The sequence below is a fragment of the Gilliamella sp. B3022 genome (assembly GCF_028751545.1).
In the GTDB taxonomy this organism is placed as follows: Bacteria; Pseudomonadota; Gammaproteobacteria; order Enterobacterales; family Orbaceae; genus Gilliamella.
In genome coordinates this window covers 2,153,122-2,172,917 of the sequence record NZ_CP071867.1, presented here as the reverse complement: position 1 = coordinate 2,172,917, position 19,796 = coordinate 2,153,122, and the positions used below count along the sequence as shown (strand labels likewise).

Here is a 19,796-nt window from a genome sequence, read left to right as displayed (position 1 = left end):
ATGAATTAATAATTATTTTGGTATGAAGTGCAGTTATTTTAGCAAACTTAACCATTCTTGGGTATGCCTATATCTATTTTTTATGTAACACAACACCACTTTCAATATGATCGGTATACGGGAACTGGTCAAACATAGCAAAATGCTTAATACTATGAGTTTCTATCAATTGCTGTAAATTATTCCGTAAAGTAAGAGGATTACAAGATATATAAATAATCGTATTGTAACTTTTAAGCATATTCATTGTGTCATTGTCTAATCCAGCACGAGGCGGATCAACCAATACCGTTTGGCATTGATAATCATCAAGATTAATATCTTTCAATCGATTAAATTCACGTTCTTTTTTAATGGCACTGGTGAACTCAGAGGCGGATAAACGTGCAATAATTAAATTATCAATTTGATTTATCGCAATATTATATTGCGCTGAATATACTGATGCCTTTGCTATTTCTGTCGCTAACACTTTACGAAAGTTCTGAGCCAAAGCAATAGAAAAATTACCATTGCCACAATAAAATTCAAGTAGATCACCTGACAAATCTTTTGTCACTGAAATTGCCCATTCAAGCATTTTGATATTCACTGCGGCATTAGGTTGAGTAAAACTATTTTCTACTTGTCGATAAATAAAGGTTCTATCCAATACAGGTAAAGATTCATCAACATAATCGACATCAATGGCAATTTTTTGATTACTTGCTCTTCCAACGATATTAGCATTGATCCCCTGCACCGCAAGTTGTTGCTTAAGCTTATTTGCTTCATTAATCCAATCATCACCTAACTTTTTATGATACAGAAGCGTAATAAGTAATTGTCCACTCATTGTTGAAAAATAATCTATCTGAAACAATAAATGACGTAATAATTGATTATGCTTAAGCAGGGGTAAAATGGCTTTCATTGCCTGATTAATCAATTTTGTCGCAATTGGGAAATCATCTATTCGTGTGCGCTTTTTTGTCTTTTTGTCATACATAATATGGTAAATGTCTATACCATCATGCCAAATTCTAAATTCAGCACGCATACGATAATGACTGATAGGTGAACGATAAACCTGTAATTCTGGAAGAGAGAAATCGCTAAAAATTGTTTTTAAATGAGTTGTTTTATTTTTAAGTTGAAGATTATATTTATCGGTCGAAAAAATTTCAGTCATATTCAGTAGTGGATGATTTTGCAAATTGTTAAAAGAATTATTGTCTATGATAAAATAACAACACAATTGTTTTAACTCATTAAGTAAATCATAGTATCCATAAAGTAGACATTAAGTCTATCTGTTATTTTTACCTAATAATAGCCAAATTGTGCTTGGTATTTTAACTTAAAGATAAAGTGTAATATAAATAAAGTCAATGTTACAAGCATTGATAAAATTAATGAGTAAATCATTCGTAATTATTATACTTAAATGTATGCTTAACCTTAAACTTTTTTATACAGCATTGGATTATTTTTAAATGAGATATCGTAAAATAATTGAAATGAGTATGAATGTGAGTTACTCACTACGTTTTATTGATTGTAGTTATAACGATTGCCGTTATAATGTGTCACAAAATTTAAGATAGAATGATCAATATGACTGCAAAAACTTTTTCAGATTTAGAATTAGAAGAGATTTTAATTCAAAATCTTCAAACACAAAACATCCACACGCCAACAGTGATCCAAGCTCAAACGATTCCCGTCGCATTAGAGGGAAAAGATATTTTAGGTTCAGCACCAACAGGTACAGGTAAGACACTTGCATTTTTAATTCCGGCTGTCCAACATATATTGGATTTTCCACGTCGTAAACCAGGACCTCCTCGTATTTTGATTTTAACACCTACTCGAGAGCTAGCTATGCAAATAGCTGAGCAAGCGAAACTCTTAACTCAATCCACTCATTTAAGCATTGCTACAATCACTGGGGGCGTTGCTTATATGAATCACGCTGAAGTATTCAGTAAAAATCAAGATATCGTGATTGCAACAACTGGACGCTTATTACAATACATTAAAGAAGAAAATTTTGACTGTCGAGCTGTTGAAATGCTCATTTTAGATGAAGCAGACCGCATGTTAGATATGGGGTTTTCACAAGATGTTGAAACCATATCTGCTGAAACTCGCTGGCGCAAACAAACTCTACTTTTTTCAGCTACCCTTGAAGGTAAAGGATTACATAGTTTTGCTAATCGAATATTAAACGAACCTATTGAGATTAATGCCGATCCTTCACGCAAAGAACGTAAAAAGATTTTACAGTTCTATTATCGATCGGATAATTTAGAACATAAAGAGGCTCTGCTCATTCATTTATTAAAACAAGAAGATTTCAAAAAAACGATCATTTTTGTACGTAAGCGTGAACGAGTGCATGAACTAGTTAGTGTATTACATCAAGCCGGTATCCATAGCTGTTATTTAGAAGGTGAAATGGTGCAAGCTAAACGTAACGAAGCTATTAAACGAATGAACAACAATACTGTTAATGTTCTGGTTGCTACTGATGTTGCTGCTCGTGGCATTGATATTGATGATGTTACCCATGTTATTAATTTTGATGCACCTAAAACAGCCGATGTTTATTTACATCGTATTGGTCGTACTGCGCGCGCCGGAAAAAAAGGAACCGCTATTATGCTGATCGAAGCTCACGACTACGAATTGTTACAAAAAATTGAGCGTTACATCAAAGAACCAATAAAATTACGAACTATTGATGAGTTACGTCCAAAAACAAAAACCCCAAAATCGGCGACTAAGAAAAAACCATCACAAAAAGCCAAATTGAAAAGTACAGCCAAAAAAGAAGATAACAAAAAGAAAAAGATCAAACTGCGCCATCGTGACACCAAAAATAAAGGTAAACCGAAGAAATTAATAAATACCACCGAATAATAATTTATTAGTTAATAGTTTAAACTTATGGTATCAATTGTTTATAACAACTTGGAGTGTAAGTTTAAATTGCTATAATGTTCAGCATATTAGATTGCATTAAATAGTTAGGAGAAGCATTATGACATTAGTCACTCGTAAAGCCCCAGATTTTACATCAGCAGCAGTGTTAGGTACAGGTGAAATCGTTGAAAATTTCAATTTAGCTAAACATATTAATGGTAAATATGCTGTTGTATTTTTTTGGCCAATGGATTTTACTTTTGTATGTCCATCAGAAATCATCGCTTTCGATCATCGTTTAGAAGAATTTAAAAAACGTGGCGTTGAGATCATTGGGGTTTCGATGGATTCACAATATGTGCACAATGCATGGCGTAATACTCCACAAGATAAAGGCGGTATTGGTGAAGTGAAATTCCCAATTGTTGCTGATATAAAACATTCAATTATGCAAGCTTATGGTGTTGAACATCCTGAAGCGGGTGTTGCTCTTCGCGCATCATTCTTCATTGATAAATCAGGTATTGTTCGTCATGAAACCATCAATGATCTACCAATTGGTCGTAATATTGATGAAATGATTCGCATTGTGGATGCTTTCCAATTCCATGAAGAACACGGAGAAGTTTGTCCTGCTCAATGGACTAAAGGTAAACAAGGTATGCAGGCCAATCCAAACGGTGTTGCTAGCTACCTAAAACAACATGGTAACGAGATTTAGTACACTATTTTCTTTTTTATTCATACATCCTTTTAGCTTACACTTTGCTGAACCGGAGTTTATCTCCGGTATTTTTTTCTTTAAATAATTGCAGTGCATAACGCTTTTTTTTGACTATAGCGTAACGTGTAATCCCACAATTCCGACAATAATAAAAGCAAGCCCAGATAAACGTTGAAGATTTTTCGGTTCATTAAAAATGAACATATTAGCTAACACCGCACCTGAAGTACCAAGTCCTACCCATACTGGATAAACTATACTTAAATCTAAATAATGAAGTGAAAAATAAAATAAAGTGAATGAAACAAAAAAACCACCCCAATAGAGCATTAATCGAAACAGGCTTTTTCGTTGCGAATAAAGCTTAAGACCAATAGCGCCTATTACTTCAAAAATTGCAGCTGTTAAAATAAATAACCATCCCATATTGTAACCCAAATTTCAGTTGATCAGCTATCTGCTCGTTTAAGTTGCACAACGCCAATAATAATTAGTGCAACAAAAAATATTTCAATAAGTTTAATTTCTTTACCAAACACTACCATATCAATAATTAATGAGCCAACTGCTCCGACACCAGAAAATATTGCATACACAGTACCAGTAGGGATAGTTTTGCATGCGTTCGTTAAAAACGTAAAATCAATAAAAATTATCAGTATAATAATAACCCAGTGCCACCATTGACTAGCAGTAGCGAAACCAAACACCCAACACAATTCAAAAAAGCAGGTCATTATCACAAATACCCACTCTTTATTCGCGCTAAACATAGTTACCCCGTTTTTGTTACTATCTATTTTTTATGCAATTTATATTAGATAAATTGCTAATTCTGCTATTTTGCCAATGAGAATCAACAAAACTAAAGATGGTTCGCAAACAAAGCATTTGCCACCAAGAGAACTTAAATATTATTTGCAAAGAAACAATTTGATTGAATGCTAATTAGAATTTTCAAAATTAGTATGAAATTGAAACCTCTATCGTCCCTAAAAAATTTTATTCTTATTTATCATACTTATAATATATTCTATACTGAAAAAGCTCAAAAATCAAGAATAAAATTGTTATTATTCAATGTTTCATATATTTATGACTCAAATTAGAGTATAAAACGAAAACAAAAAATAACATAAAAAGCTAGATTATTTCCATCATAATAATAAATTATGATAGTAACTTTGATGACTATTAAAACAATAAAAACTAAAATGAAAGTTTAGTAATGACAAAAACTATCCACTCAAACTCGTTATAAATCGTAGTGTTAATCCTATTAATGGTTATTCTACCCTTTACTGAATTTTTTAAAATTACAAAATTCCCTTCGTCTAACAAGGGTTCATTGAACTGATGATCTATGCCGACTATAGAATAAAGATTTTATTAAATAATATTGCCCAGAAAAATTTAAACTAGCATAAGAACTAAGTTGGTGAGTGAAACGATCAGTAGTTTTATACCTAAGATAATCATATTATTGTATCCATACTAAGTAACTGCCGATAACTATGACAATAGATCGATTTTTGATCTCATTATTCAATAAAATCAGAATATATTTTGGCATTATAAATAAATCATCACCGTCTTTTATTTTTCAATGCGACATTAAAGTCAGTTTTTTTGAAAATTAATTATTGGAATGGATGTTGATTGGCAAGCTGTTATAATGCGTTATTATAAATAATAGACGCTAACGTGACATAATTTATCTGAAAGGCTAACCGCTTGATGAAACATAAATTAGTGAATATATTAATGTTCAATGATACGTTTAATCATAGGATGTCCCTGCCGAATAGTTAATCCGACAGTTTACATCCATATGTGAGATGTTAGATATGAAAAGTATTACGATAAGTTACAATATCTTCGATTGTAACAACAGGTAAATGATGCTGTTTTGCAAATTCGACAACTTGTGGTGCTCTCGCCATCGAACCATCATCATTAGTCAACTCACAAATTACTGCAGCAGGTTTAAAACCAGCTAAAGAAACCAGATCAACTGATGCTTCAGTATGTCCTCGTCGATTCAATACACCGCCTTCTTTAGCAACTAATGGAAATACATGACCAGGATGATTTAAATCACTGGCTTTTGCATTATCAGCAACGGCAGCTTTTACAGTGGTTACCCTATCTGCGGCTGATACACCAGTGGTAACACCATTTGCAGCTTCAATAGTAATGGTAAAAGCGGTATGATTTTTACTGGTGTTATTGGCTACCATCATAGGCAATTCTAATTTGTCACAATAAGATTGCGGCATGCATAAACAAACAATACCACTACCATATCGAATAGTTAGCGCCATTTGTTGTGTGGTAATTGTTTGCGCCGCCCAAATGATATCGCCTTCGTTTTCACGATCTTCGTCATCTAAAACTAACACGCCAGATCCAGCTTTGATTGAAGCAATCGCTTTTCCTACTCGCTCGATTGGTGTTCCAAATTCATTTAAATTGAACTGATTCATGGTAGATACCTATCCTGTTTTATTAAGTTATTTATATTTATTCCTAATCAATTGATATATAACTAATTCAAACAGATATTTGTTGTAAACACTTGATGAAAATCCTTACCAAAATCAAAATTGAATTAGTTAAATTATAAATATATTCAATACCAGAATCAGGGCAAGTGCTTGACCATAGTGATTTTGCAAAAAAGCAAATATAGAAAAGATAAGCCACTCTCTTTCATCCAGACTTTAACTGTCGGCTTTGGAATTTCACCAAATCTGCTTGTCCTTAATAAAATTGATTTTTACTAAGCGCTCGTGGGCTATAACCACCGGTGGGGAATTGCACCCCGCCCTGAGAATTTTATCAGCGAACTGACTGCACACACTATAATATAAAACAAAAGAAAAAACACGGTTATTTTATTAAGTAAAAAAAATTGCCGCATGAAGCGGCAATGAGTGAAATCGATAATGTCATCAACTCATTCGAATTTCACGTAAATGTTGTTTTTCAACTTCTCTCATCCAAATCCATGAAATGAAACCAATAATACCAACAATTAATAAAATAATAGTCGCTAACGCATTAACTTGTGGATCGACACCTAAACGTACTTTAGAAAAAATCAATTTTGGTAATGTCATTGCACCTGGCCCTGTTACAAAATTAGCGATAACCACATCATCAAGTGATAAGGTAAATGCCAACAACCAACCAGAAACAAGTGCTGGAGCAATCATAGGTAAAGTAATGATGACAAATACTTTCAACGGATTTGCACCTAAATCTAATGCAGCCTCTTCAATTGACCTATCCAACTCTCGTAATCTGGCACTAATAACAACTGTCACATATGCAGTACAGAAGGTTGCATGAGCCATCAAAATAGTCATTGCACCTCGCTCTTTAGGCCAACCAATCACTTGTCCCATCCCAACAAATAACAGTAATAATGCCAAACCAGTGATTACATCAGGCATAACGAGGGGTGCAGTTGTCATAAAGGAAAATAAATGAGAACCGCGAAATTTTTTAAATCGAATAATGGCTAATGCAGCCAAGGTACCAAGTACAATTGCTAATGAAGCAGCGCCGGCAGCAATACTTAAGCTTAATCCTACGGCTTTAAGTAAAGCTTCATTATGAATTAATTCAAAATACCATTTGAACGAAAATCCGGCCCAAACCGTTACAAGTCTTGAACTGTTAAATGAATAAACGATTAAAATAATCATAGGGATATATAAAAAGGATAAAGACAATATAAGAATTAATCCTTTTAAACATCGACCTAATAGCGATATTGTTACAACTGCGGTTAAAATAAGGCTAAATACTAAACACCCCACATATAAGCTAACACTACCCAATAAAGCAAACCCTGACGCTGAAATTATCATCGACAGCACCAATGAACCTAAGAATGAGGAGATAAAAACAATCAATGCAGATCGCATAATTAATGGTAAATTGTTCATTTATTTATCTCCCATTTGTCGATTCTGAAATTTATTAAAGTAGTAAATAGGAATAATTAATATTAATAACATAACTGTTGCAACAGCAGAAGCTGCTGGCCAATCATGATTATTAAAGAATTCAGTCCATAATTGAGTACCTATCATTAAACTGTCCGAAGGACCGAGCAGTTCAGGTATTACATATTCCCCTACCGCAGGAATAAAGACCAACATTCCTCCAGCAATAACTCCATTTTTAGTTAATGGGACAATAATCCTAAAGAAGGTATTAATTGGCTTACTACCTAAATCTAAAGCCGCTTCAACAAGCGTAGTATCGACTTTGCTTAACGATGTATATATAGGTAATACAACAAATGGTAGATATGAATACACAATACCAATATAAACCGCCAAATAGGTTTTCATAATGATTAATGGCTGATCAATCACTCCCAACCACATTAAGAAATTATTTAAAAGCCCATTAGGGTTTAAAATACCAATCCACGCATAAACACGAATCAAAAATGAAGTCCAAGAAGGCAAAATAATCAATAATAATAAAATATTTCGATTTGATGGTTTACATTGTGATATAGCCCAAGCTAATGGGTAACCTATCAAAATACATAACAGTGTTGAAATTGCTGCTACTTTTAATGATTGTAAATAAGAATTTATGTAGATAGTATCTTCAAATAAATTAAAATAATTGTCAAAATTTAAAACAATATTAAGTAGACCATCTTCATAACTCAACAGATCTGTATAAGGAGGCACAGCGATAGCGGCTTCCGAAAAACTGATGCGAAAAACAATCAAAAATGGCAATAAAAATAGTAATAGCATCCATAAATAAGGAATCGCTATAATCAATAAACGCCCATATAATGTCATCAAGTCAGAATCATCTCGTTGTAGGCGCATCTTTCTAAATGCAAAATAAATCGCCACTAAACCTACCCCAGCAGGTATATATAAAATACTGCCTGCTATAACTAAACGGTAAGCAAATTTAGAAGGTTTATAATGCACTAAATATGCACCTAAACAAGATAATAATAGACTTAATACCATAGAGGCAAATAAAGCATCTAAAAATAAATTATCAAATGCATTTGTAGCTACAAAACGTAAATAAACATTGAGTAACACCAATGCATTAAGAAACAAACCACAATAAATGGATCGCATCAATATATCCTCTTGTGTTTATTCAGTAAGTACAACGCAACTATCAATTTCCCAACTGAGATTAACCGTATCGCCCCAAGTAGGCATTCCTTTACGATATCGATGTTCGTTTTGCAGTTGAGCAATAATAATTTGTCCACTTTGCAATTTAACGTGGTAAATAGAAAGATCCCCTAAATAGGCAATTTCAACCACTTCACCGGTTGCAAAGTTATAGCCTTCTTTTGGTATTTCATCGCAAAGTTTAATTTTTTCTGGCCGTAAAGCAACCTGAATAGGAACACCTTCAACAGCGGGTGAATCATAATCTACTTTTAAAGGATGTTTAATCATAGGACAATTGATGATTAATCCATCTTCTAAAGTTTCTTGCAAAATTCCGTCAAACACATTGACTGAACCAATAAATTCGGCGCTATAACGGCTATTTGGATGTTCATAAATCTCTTCAGGCTCACCAATTTGAACAAATTGTCCTTTGTTCATAATCGCAATCCGTCCTGCCATTGTCATGGCTTCTTCTTGATCATGAGTAACCATTACACAAGTAGCACCCACCTGCTCCAAGATGCTAACAACTTCAAGCTGCATTCGATCACGCAGTTGTTTATCTAATGCTCCCATCGGTTCATCTAAAAGGAGTAATTTAGGTCTTTTTGCCAAACTTCTTGCTAAAGCGACACGTTGTCTTTGTCCACCAGATAATTGGTGTGGTTTGCGCCTACCAAACTCTTCCATATGCACAAGTGCTAACATTTCTTCAACACGATACTTAATTTCACTCATTTCTAATTTGTCTTGAATTAGGCCGAAGGCTATATTTTGCGCAACCGTCATGTGAGGAAAAAGAGCATACGATTGAAACATCATATTGATAGGACGGTTATAAGGTGGGACTTGGGATAAATCCTTACCATCAAGAATAATCTGTCCAGATGTTGGTTGTTCAAAACCAGCAAGCATCCGTAATAATGTCGATTTTCCGCTACCAGAAGCACCTAGTAAAGCAAAAATTTCCCCGGTGTAAATGGTTAAATTGATATCATCAACAGCATAATAATCATCATTGAAAACTTTCGTTAAATTTTTGATCTCCAATAGTGGAGTTATCATCTTTTTTTTAGGCTGTACCTGAATTGTTGTTTTATCGTTCACGCTTTTTTCCTCATAACAACAAGCCATAAAAAACGAGACGGAAAGATCATTAAATCTCTCCGTCTAGAATAAATAAGTCAATTAATTGACACTTTCAAACGGTTATTTACCTGTTTTAAGTTTTGTCCATGTGCGAGTAATCACACGTTCAAGTTTAGGCTCTTTCACCGTTAAAGTGAATAACTTTTCCATCACTTCCGAGCTTGGATAAACCGCTGGATCGTTTTTCACCTCAGGATTTACAAACTGTTCGTTAGCAACTTTATTTGCACTTGCAAACTTAACATCATTAGTCACTTGTGCAGCAATTTCTGGTTTCAAAATGAAGTTTAAAAACTCATGCGCCTCATCAGGATTTGCAGAATCTTTTGGAATAGCAAATGTATCAAAGAACACTAATGCGCCTTCTTTCGGAATTTGATAACCGATGTGCACACCATTTTTTGCTTCATTGGCTCTATCACGAGATTGTAAAATATCTCCAGACCATCCTAAAATCACACAAATATCGCCATTTGCTAAATCAGTAATATATTGAGATGAATGAAAATAACGGATATAGGGTCTGACTTTTGACAATAATTCATAAGCTGCGCCAGTATAATCTTTGGCATCAGTACTATTTGGATCTTTGCCTAAGTATTTTAGAGCACTTGAAAAGATTTCAGTTGGTGCATCTAAAAATGCCACACCACAATCTTTAAGTTTTTCCATATTTTTAGGGTTGAAAACTAAATCCCAACTATCAACAGGAGCATCATCTCCAAGCCGTTCTTTTACTTTATCAATGTTATAACCGATACCTGTAGTCATCCATACATAAGGGATCGCATACTTGTTATCCGGATCATGGGTAGCCATTAATTTCATTAAATTTGGATCAAGATTTTTCCAATTTGACAATTTATTTTTATCTAATGGCAGATAAATATCAGCTTTAATCTGTCTTTCTAAAAAACTGTCTGATGGTGAAACCACATCGAAACCAGAATGGCCAGCCATTAACTTACCTTCAAGAGCTTCATTAGAGTCATACACATCATAAACGAGTTTGATTCCGGTCGATTTTTCGAAATCGCTGATAGTGCTATTACCAATTTGACCTGCCCAATTATAAAAATGCACAACACGATCTTTGGCTATAGCAGATTGAGATAATGCTAGTGAAACACCAGCTATGATTGAAAGAATTGTTTTACGTTGAGTAAACATGCTCACCACTTCTCCTCTAGTTAGGGATATTACATGTTAGACACAAGCCCATTGTGAAACACAACAGACCCCCAAATTTTGCCATTATCCTTGTTAAATTATATGGCGAAACCGAGATAATCAGGTCATTACAAGTCATTAATAAAGCTAATGAACATGTAGAACATACCTTGCATTACGAGGGATAAAATACCTTTTTTTTTTGAGATGTCTACTTAAAAAATCAAATATCTTGAGTTTCAGGATTGAGTGATTATATTTTAATCAAACAATCCTTGTTTCACCGAAAATTAACGGTTAATTAACTTCTTTTATTCGGCACTCGCTTGAAGTAATTTAGAGCCTGGTTGCCAAACACGATATTTAACTGTTAAATCACTTGGTACATAAAATACAATTGGTAAACGACTATTGTAATCCAATAATCCCAAATTATGATTCATAGTAACAAATTGATTTTTATTCGTGCCTTCAGGACAAGCCATAAGCGTTGAAATCCCATCATTAACCTTATCAACAACGTAGTAGTTGTATCCCCATCCTTTTAATTCTTCCTGCTTAATCATTCCACCTAATCTGTGTGCATTACAATCGGTATTCATCTCTTTACCAATTAAAACTTCCACTCTTGCTTTATTTTCATTAGCCAACGAAGGAAGGTGAATTGCATAGCGAGTATAACCAGCCATAGCAACCGGATAAGGTGCGGTGTCATTGGCATTTTGAACTGGATTATTTAGTTTTGGTGTTGTTGAACATGCAGGTAATACTATACTCATTAACATCAATAACAATAATTTTTTCATTTTTATATCTCCATCAAAGATTTATCATTTACACTATCATATGATTTTTTAATGATAGTGGGTATAATAACACCATTTAGATTAATAAAAATGGTGCACAAATGCCAGCAGAAAAAAATACATATGATTTATTAAAGTTAATTTTAAACTTATTACTGATTGGTTTACTAATCATTATAACCTATCGTGTTATTGAAGCTTTCTTATTCGGTTTCTTTTGGGCCGTAATGGTGGTTATTGCTACCTGGCCATTAATGATAAAAATACAGAATAAAATGTTTAATAAACGCTGGTTATCGCTAACAATAATGGCATTAATTTTAGCTCTTGTCTGCATTATTCCATTTATTTTAATTATTAGTAGCGTCGCCCAAAATGGTCATCATTTAATTGAATGGGCCAAATCTTTATCACATCATGAATTACCAACATTTGACTGGATAGAAAGCATTCCAGCTTTCGGACCAGAATTGCATCAAAGTTGGCTAAATGTAATCAAAACAGATGGTTCAGATCTGGTTTCAAGTATTCAACCTTATATTGGAACATTAATAGGATGGTTGTTATCACAAGCAACCAACATCAGTATATTCATCTTCCATGCGGGTGTCATGATCATTTTCAGTTTATTACTTTATCTCAAAGGTGAAAGTATTACCAAATACGTTTATTTATTTGCTAATCGTTTATCTAAACAATATGGCGCAATTACCGTCACGTTAGCAGGACAATCAATTCGTGCAGTCGCCCTTGGTGTGGTAGTAACGGCAATTACTCTAGCCTTAATTGGTGGGATCAGTTTTATTATTACTAATATGCCATTAGCTGGAGTTTTAACCCTGATTTTATTTATCTGTTGTGTTGCGCAGATCGGACCTGTCATTGTGATGCTCGGTTGTATTATTTGGCAATTTTGGAATGGTCATACTCTCTCAGGTATTATATTGATTGTTATAGCAATCATTTTAACCACTCTTGATAGTGTAATGCGTGCATATTTAATAAAAAAAGGCGCTGATTTACCTTTTTTATTGATTTTATTTGGGGTAATTGGTGGACTACTCAGTTTTGGTATGATGGGATTATTTATTGGTCCTGTAGTATTGGCATTGACGTATAAGATCATTCAAACATGGATTAATGAACAATCATAAGAAAATGATACTGACTAGCTAACTTGAACAAGAAAAATCAGATAAACAATATTGACTCAGGCCTATGACATAAGGAGTGTTATTTTCTGGCTTAAAGTGTGTTATTCTACAATTTGAACCAGTTACAATAATATATGAATCATGAGAATACCTTTTATTAAATATAACCATCAAAAGCATCTTAATGAATTAGCTAAAATCCGGCAACATGCTGATCAATATCGTATTTTGTATGATCCTAAAGCATACAGACAAGCTATACTTAAAAAAATCAAAAATGCCAAATTTCGAATTTATATCGTTGCACTCTATTTAGAACAAGATGAAGCGGGGCAAGAAATACTTAATGCGCTTTACCAAGCAAAAATAATGAATCCTAACTTAGATATTAAAATCTTTGTAGATTGGCATCGCGCACAGCGCGGTCGAATTGGAGAAGATAAAACGCACACCAATGCGGTTTTTTATCATAAAATGAAATTACAGCATCCTGATGTTGATGTTCCTGTATATGGAGTGCCAATTAATCGCCGTGAAGTGCTTGGAGTCTTACATCTCAAAGGATTTATTATCGATGATACGGTCATATATAGTGGCGCTAGTCTGAATAACGTTTATCTGCATAAACTCAATAATTATCGTTATGACAGATATCATTTTATTACCAATAAATTACTTGCACTAAGTATGATTGATTATATTGATAATAACTTTTTACATTTTGATGCGTTACAACGTTTAGATGATGCAGAACATAAATCACGTAAGCAAATTAAATCTGAAATCAAAGTGTTACGTCAACATCTTTCGGAAACAAATTATCAATATACCAATAATGCAAATAATCATGAGTTATCCGTATCACCCATTGCTGGTCTTGGTCGCAATAATGCATTAAATAAAATTATTCATCATTTAATTAATTCTGCACAACATAAGATTATTTTGTGCACGCCATATTTTAATCTGCCGAATATTTTAGTTCGTGACATTATTCGTTTGCTTAGAAAGGGTAAACAAGTTGAAATTATTATTGGTGATAAAGAAGCGAATGACTTTTACATCCCTGAAGATAAGCCATTTAATATTTCCGGCGGCTTACCTTATTTGTATGAAATCAATTTAAGAAACTTTATCGAACGTTTGCAGTCTTATGTTGATAAAGAACAGTTAATTATTAGATTATGGAAAGATAATGATCAAACTTATCATTTAAAAGGTGTTTGGGTTGACAATGAATGGATGTTAATTACTGGAAACAATCTTAACCCAAGAGCTTGGCGTTTAGACCTTGAAAATGGAATATTGGTGCACGATCCTAAACAAGAATTACAAGAACAAATCACCAATGAACTTGATACAATACGCCAAAAAACGACATTAATTACACACTTTCAACAGATCCAAGCTAGCCAATTTTATCCAAAGCAAGTCCATAAATTAATAAAAAGATTGAGCCGTATCCGCGTGGATAGAGTGATCAAACGTCTATTATAATTATCTGATATGAATTAAGTTAGACATAATAAATTTAAATAAGTTAGATTTAAAATTATCAGTTTGGCGTTAAAACAACATGCTCTAGTGCATTTATCCGTGTACTAGAGCCATAATTTATTTAACCACCTATAAAAATAAGCACCCAAATCAAATTTAAAAAATGGAGAGTTGCTCATTACATATTGTAATGGAAACACGAAACGCTATTAACGGATCGCTTTGGATTAATAGAGCTAATATTAATCGCTTATGTAACCGGTATCATTATTACATGATTTGGATAATTACGTTATTTTTATACTCAAACATAGAGTTAACCTCAAACTTTTTTACAATCGATTATTTAATCTGATTTTGTTGTAAATTGAGTACCGTTCGAGCATTTGATGCACTCGTTGCAATAATGTCAATTACCCCTGAACGAAGCGCGCCTAAAATCGCTGTTGCTTTTGTATTTTCTGAAGCTATGGCAATAACACACGGAATATTACGCAATTCATCAATACTAAGACCAATGACGCGATCATTCATGACCGTATCTACGGGCTCACCATTAATATCAAAAAAGCCATAACCTGCAATATCACCCACCACCCCCTGTTTTAAAGTTGCATGAGTTATCTCTTTTGGAGTAAACCAACCTAATTGCACCATGTAACTATTTTCGTTCATATCACCAATACCAACTAAAGCAATATCAGCCTTAGCTGCTCGCTCTAAAGTATCTTTGATAACTCTATTTTGAATAAAAGCTTCTTTAAGTTCACGATTTTCAACATAAGCAGGGGCATAAAGCGTTTCGCTCGTTGCATTAAATTTTCTGGCTAAGCTTCGGCTAATATGATCAGCATCAATAAGTTCTCCAACCCTTTGGGTGCCGCCAATACCGCAAATAAATTTACACCTTTTTTCAGGGTAAACGCCTACATGACTTGCAATGGCTGCAACATTACGACCTTGTCCAACAGCCACCGTTACGCCTTTTTTTAAAACACTTGATAAATAGTTAGTCACAAGTGCTGCTACTTGTCTACGTTGTTCATCCTCATCTTGATGATCCAATGCGATGAGCGCACGTTTTATACCAAAACTATTAATAAATTGTTGTTCGATTCTTGAACTAAATATTGGATGATATTTAACATTAATTTCTACAATTCCTTCAGATCTGGCTTTTTTCAGTAACCGACCGACTTTAATGCGAGAAATACCAAATCGCTTAGCAATTTCTTCTTGCGTCTGTTCATACTCATAGTAAGCAACAGCAATTTCGGTAAGTAACTCTGTTTCTTGCTTATCTTCAAATATATCCATTATTTTAGCCTTTTGTCATAACATTAATGTTGCTGATTAATAGCTGATAATATATTACAAAAATCTTTCGCTTGCCATGCACCTCGGCCAATAAATAAACCATCAATGTCTGGTTGAGCAATTAACGGTATTGAATTTTCTAGATTCACACTGCCTCCATATAACAGTAGCATTTGTTGGGCTATCTGTTGACCATAAAGTTGGATTAAAGCCGATCTCAGTTGCTGATGTATATATTGAGCCGCTTCTGGAGTCGCTGCAATACCCTTTTCACCAATAGCCCATATTGGCTCATAAGCTATAATCACTTGGGTTGCGTGCTGTTTATCAATTTCAAATAAGGAAATTTTCAGCTGTTTCACAACAGCTTCAGTTGACACACCTAAAGACCTTTCTTCATCACTGTCACCAATACAAACTAAAGGCGTTAATCCATGTTTTAAAGCAGCCTTCACTTTTTTATTAATCGCTATATCATTTTCACCAAAATTAGATCGACGTTCACTATGCCCTATTTCGACAATTTTTGCTCCGGTATCTTTGACCATGATAGGTGATATTTCACCAGTAAAAGCACCTGAATCTTGAAAATGCATATTTTGGGTACCGGTTAAACAATTAATATTATAATTTAGCAGATAATCAGAAACTTCACGAACACAAGTGAATGGCGGAATCACAAATGGTTGGATTTGAGATTTTAAGTTTTCCGGATAAAAAGTCTTAAATTGCTCACAAAATAATAACGCTTCAGCAAGAGTTTTATTCATTTTCCAACTGGTGCCTATGTATATTTTTTTCATAACTCATCCTTTAAATCACCAAATAATTTTCAGGCAAAAGTGTTAGTCTCTTTAAATATGAATAAATGATTAGTATGACATTAGGATAAAAATAGCTCAACTTATCATAGATTTAATAAACTTATTTGCCTTGAACCATTTGAAAAGGTCATATAAAAAACACTTTATTCTCGAATTTTATCCTTTCAAGAACAAAGTGTTATTGCAATTTTATTTAATGCCTAAACGTTTTTTATAACTTTTAACATGGTAATCGGTCGCTTTGATAGCTTGAATAACATCATCAGCAGTAACTTCAAAAGGTAGGCTATGAATAGTTTCAACCGGATCAATGGCTTTTTTCCCAATGAGTTGAAACTCTTCTTCGGTAATTTTATCTAAATGCACTTCTTCTAACGTAATGGGTAAACCAAGCTTGATATATAAATCCATATATCGCTCAAGTTCATCAATTGGACGACCTTCTAAAACAAGTTGAGCAATGGTTCCATAAGCTACTTTTTCACCATGGGTTAAATGATGTACATCACCTGGTACAGCAGTAAAGCCATTATGAATAGCATGAGCAGCACCTAATCCCCCATTTTCAAATCCCAAACCACTTAGTAAAGTGTTGGCCTCTATTACAGCTTCTAATGCTGGTGTTACTAATTTTTGTTCATTGGCTTCAACAGCTAACAATGCGTATTCAAAAATTGTTTTTTCACATTCTCTTGCAATTGCTTCTCCTGCTATGGTAGCAATCCCTCCGGCATCTGTCTTATGGCAACTGCGTATAGAGGTTCTCGCTTCAACCCAAGTTGCCAATCCATCAGCAATACCCGATTTTAATGATCTTACTGGAGCATGAGCAATAACTCTTGTATCAACTAGTACTAAGTCTGGATTTTTATAATGGTGCCATAAGAAATCAAAAACCCCCTCTTCAGTATACACAACAGAAACTTTCGCAGTAGGCGCATCGGTTGATGCAGTTGTCGGTACACACACTTTGGGTATGTTATATTTTGCTGCCAGCGCTTTAGCCGTATCTAAGGTTTTACCCCCACCGACACCAATAATTGCATCAAACTTTTTAGATTTATACTCTTCAAGTAATCGATTAATTTCTACCATTGAACATTCGCCATTAAAAACAGCTTTGGTAATGTTTAGTCCGGTTTTTTGTAATGAATCGGCGAGTAAATTAGCAGCAATATTCCAAATGTTTTTATCTGCTAGTATTAAAAAATTAGTGCCAAAAGGTTTGATATATGCATCAGCACGTGTAAGTAGATCTTTACCTTGTACATATCTGTTAGGGCTTACAAAAACCTTATCCATATTGATTTCCTCGTATAAACACATCACTAACCAATTAATTATTAATAAATAATAACTAATTTACTTCTCTAGAATGACTTCTCTAGTTTTAATTGCTGTAAAAATTCATTCATTATCATCCATGCTGATTCAGATCCTGCGTCCCTATGACCAATTGCCCTTTCACCTAATCGCATTGACCGACCTTTTTTAGCAATTAGATCAATAGTATTGTCCGAGCCTTTTTTCATTTCACTAATGCAAGTCTCTAATGTTTTAATCGGATCATCCTCTTCCTGATATCTTTTTAATACATTAAGCCCTGGAATGAGTGCATCGATCATAGTTTTATCATTGAGTTCGGCTTTCCCACGCATTTGTACGGCTTCAACGCCATCTTGATACATTTGGCAAAATTCTTTAAATGTTACTGCTTGTTTTCCAACAGTATGGTTAGCCATTTTCATAAAAAAACTTCCATATAATGGTCCTGATGCTCCGCCAACCTTACTTAATAAAATCATGCCAATTTTTTTCATCAATTCTGCGATATCCGCCGTTGTATCCGATAACATGTCAAGTTGCTTTGAAACTTCACGAAAGCCAATGGTAAGATTGATACCGTGATCACCATCACCAATATCTGAGTCTAATTGACTTAAATGATCACGATTTTGTTCTGCCATATCAGCAATTTTTTTAAAGGTCTCAATAAAGTAGGATTTAGTCAGTTCCAAAGCACTCATTTTTTTCTCCTAGATAATTAATAGGCAATCTTGAAATAAGGTGTATCGCAAGGATGGCTTAATAGTTCTTTCAACTCATCATCAAGTTTAATAATTGAAATTGACATCCCGACCATATCCATAGAAGTGACATAATTACCTACAAGAGGTTTATAAATCTTTATCCCTATTTGTTCGAGTAATTTATGAGCTTTTCGATAACAGATATATTGATCCATTAACGCCAAACCGCCTAATCCATTAATCAGCAATTGAACTTCATCACCAGTTTGTAGTTTTGGTTCTTGTAAAAGATGTTCGATTAATTGACTTACTACAATATCGGCACTTTTAAGCTTAGTTCTTTCAATGCCAGGTTCACCATGAATACCCATTCCGACTTCCATATCACCGTCACGCATATCAAAAATTACTTCACCTGTAACGGGCAATGTACAAGAAGATAATGCAACACCCATAGAATAAGTATTCGCGTTGGCTTTTTCAGCAAGCTTCTTAACTTTATCTAATTCATACCCTTTAGCCGCAGCACTGGCTGCAATTTTGAAAACGAACACATCACCAGCTACCCCTCGCCGTTCGTCAACATTTTGTGAGGAATAGATATCGTCCGTCACGATAACAGTTTCAACGCGAATCCCCTCTTCAGCCGCTAATTCTGCGCCCATATCAAAATTCATTACATCACCGGCGTAATTACCATACACGAAAAGGCATCCCTTTCCACAATCAACGGCTTTGACAGCTTCATAACAATATTCAGGAGAAGGGGACGTATTTACATTACCAACCGCAGCTGCATCTGCAAAATCTTTACCAACGTATCCTAAAAACGCTGGTTCATGTCCTGAACCACCACCAATAATTACTCTTACTCGGGGTTCAGAACTCATATGTTTACTTACCACTACTCGATCGCAATTTTGTTTAAGTTCAACATAGTTGCTGTGTGCCAGACAATAGCCTTCTAACATCTCTTCAACAACATCATAACCATCATTAATTAACCTTTTCATAGTGTTACCTCTAACCATCCTT

The 19,796-nt window shown here is 34.1% G+C and carries 17 protein-coding genes, 1 pseudogene and 1 riboswitch; of the genes and pseudogenes, 4 read left to right on the top strand and 14 right to left on the bottom strand.

All coding sequences use genetic code 11. The features are described from left to right. Nucleotides 1–73 precede the first annotated feature (73 nt). Nucleotides 74–1,171 (bottom strand): tRNA (uridine(54)-C5)-methyltransferase TrmA, encoded by a 1,098-nt coding sequence (gene trmA, locus J4T76_RS09835; RefSeq protein WP_267341328.1) that lies wholly within the window; start codon nucleotides 1,169–1,171, stop codon nucleotides 74–76. Nucleotides 1,172–1,596: 425 nt separating this feature from the next. Here trmA and srmB point away from each other — a divergent pair, with 425 nt between their 5' ends. Together srmB and J4T76_RS09825 are read left to right on the top strand one after the other, a co-directional pair. Then, a complete protein-coding gene (srmB, locus tag J4T76_RS09830; protein ID WP_267355893.1) occupies nucleotides 1,597–2,904 on the top strand; it encodes an ATP-dependent RNA helicase SrmB in 1,308 nt (435 codons plus the stop codon). 121 nt (nucleotides 2,905–3,025) lie between these two features. Further along, a complete protein-coding gene (locus J4T76_RS09825; protein WP_267341331.1) occupies nucleotides 3,026–3,628 on the top strand; it encodes a peroxiredoxin C in 603 nt (200 codons plus the stop codon). Between the two features lie 114 nt (nucleotides 3,629–3,742). Here the strand turns inward: J4T76_RS09825 and J4T76_RS09820 are convergent, their stop codons facing one another. The 8 genes and pseudogenes from J4T76_RS09820 to eco form a co-directional block, all read right to left on the bottom strand. Further along, nucleotides 3,743–4,057: a DMT family transporter gene (locus J4T76_RS09820; RefSeq protein ID WP_267341332.1), complete on the bottom strand. Its 315-nt coding sequence runs from the start codon at nucleotides 4,055–4,057 to the stop codon at nucleotides 3,743–3,745. A 23-nt stretch (nucleotides 4,058–4,080) separates the two neighbouring features. Further along, a complete protein-coding gene (locus J4T76_RS09815) occupies nucleotides 4,081–4,404 on the bottom strand; it encodes a DMT family transporter (protein ID WP_267341334.1) in 324 nt (107 codons plus the stop codon). Between the two features lie 1,068 nt (nucleotides 4,405–5,472). Next, entirely contained in the window at nucleotides 5,473–6,117 is a 645-nt protein-coding gene (ribB, locus tag J4T76_RS09810) for a 3,4-dihydroxy-2-butanone-4-phosphate synthase (protein WP_267341336.1), read from the bottom strand. A gap of 214 nt (nucleotides 6,118–6,331) precedes the next feature. Beyond that, nucleotides 6,332–6,472, bottom strand: a riboswitch (FMN riboswitch). Nucleotides 6,473–6,585: 113 nt separating this feature from the next. Then, nucleotides 6,586–7,344: an ABC transporter permease subunit gene (locus J4T76_RS09805; RefSeq protein ID WP_416380592.1), complete on the bottom strand. Its 759-nt coding sequence runs from the start codon at nucleotides 7,342–7,344 to the stop codon at nucleotides 6,586–6,588. A gap of 243 nt (nucleotides 7,345–7,587) precedes the next feature. Beyond that, nucleotides 7,588–8,457: pseudogene (gene potH, locus J4T76_RS09800) on the bottom strand (putrescine ABC transporter permease PotH); the annotation flags it as partial. A 327-nt stretch (nucleotides 8,458–8,784) separates the two neighbouring features. Continuing rightward, on the bottom strand, nucleotides 8,785–9,879 hold the full coding sequence (gene potG, locus J4T76_RS09795; RefSeq protein ID WP_443135242.1) for a putrescine ABC transporter ATP-binding subunit PotG: 1,095 nt from the start codon (nucleotides 9,877–9,879) through the stop codon (nucleotides 8,785–8,787). Between the two features lie 144 nt (nucleotides 9,880–10,023). Beyond that, nucleotides 10,024–11,133, bottom strand: a complete 1,110-nt coding sequence (locus J4T76_RS09790) for an extracellular solute-binding protein (protein ID WP_267355922.1) — start codon at nucleotides 11,131–11,133, stop codon at nucleotides 10,024–10,026. A gap of 311 nt (nucleotides 11,134–11,444) precedes the next feature. Next, the gene (gene eco, locus J4T76_RS09785; protein WP_267341342.1) at nucleotides 11,445–11,939 is read right to left on the bottom strand and encodes a serine protease inhibitor ecotin; all 495 of its coding nucleotides are present in this window, start codon (nucleotides 11,937–11,939) and stop codon (nucleotides 11,445–11,447) included. A 101-nt stretch (nucleotides 11,940–12,040) separates the two neighbouring features. On the opposite strand from eco, the gene ydiK reads away from it, so the two are divergent. Then, nucleotides 12,041–13,093 carry an AI-2E family transporter YdiK gene (gene ydiK / locus J4T76_RS09780; RefSeq protein WP_267341344.1) on the top strand — a complete coding sequence of 351 codons (1,053 nt, stop codon included), beginning with the start codon at nucleotides 12,041–12,043 and terminating at the stop codon, nucleotides 13,091–13,093. A 141-nt stretch (nucleotides 13,094–13,234) separates the two neighbouring features. Beyond that, nucleotides 13,235–14,590, top strand: coding sequence for a CDP-diacylglycerol--serine O-phosphatidyltransferase (pssA, locus tag J4T76_RS09775; RefSeq protein WP_267341346.1), 1,356 nt, complete (start codon nucleotides 13,235–13,237; stop codon nucleotides 14,588–14,590). Between the two features lie 342 nt (nucleotides 14,591–14,932). Here the strand turns inward: pssA and J4T76_RS09770 are convergent, their stop codons facing one another. The 5 genes from J4T76_RS09770 to J4T76_RS09750 all read right to left on the bottom strand — a co-directional run bounded on the left by J4T76_RS09770 (nucleotide 14,933) and on the right by J4T76_RS09750 (nucleotide 19,774). Continuing rightward, nucleotides 14,933–15,907, bottom strand: coding sequence for a sugar-binding transcriptional regulator (locus J4T76_RS09770; protein WP_267341348.1), 975 nt, complete (start codon nucleotides 15,905–15,907; stop codon nucleotides 14,933–14,935). 23 nt (nucleotides 15,908–15,930) lie between these two features. Further along, nucleotides 15,931–16,710: a triose-phosphate isomerase gene (locus J4T76_RS09765; RefSeq protein WP_267341350.1), complete on the bottom strand. Its 780-nt coding sequence runs from the start codon at nucleotides 16,708–16,710 to the stop codon at nucleotides 15,931–15,933. A gap of 210 nt (nucleotides 16,711–16,920) precedes the next feature. Further along, nucleotides 16,921–18,033 (bottom strand): glycerol dehydrogenase, encoded by a 1,113-nt coding sequence (locus J4T76_RS09760; RefSeq protein WP_267341351.1) that lies wholly within the window; start codon nucleotides 18,031–18,033, stop codon nucleotides 16,921–16,923. A gap of 68 nt (nucleotides 18,034–18,101) precedes the next feature. Further along, complete coding sequence (gene dhaL / locus J4T76_RS09755; protein ID WP_267341352.1) at nucleotides 18,102–18,758, bottom strand: dihydroxyacetone kinase subunit DhaL; 657 nt, start codon at nucleotides 18,756–18,758, stop codon at nucleotides 18,102–18,104. 17 nt (nucleotides 18,759–18,775) lie between these two features. Beyond that, entirely contained in the window at nucleotides 18,776–19,774 is a 999-nt protein-coding gene (locus J4T76_RS09750; RefSeq protein ID WP_274460462.1) for a dihydroxyacetone kinase subunit DhaK, read from the bottom strand. Nucleotides 19,775–19,796: the final 22 nt, after the last annotated feature.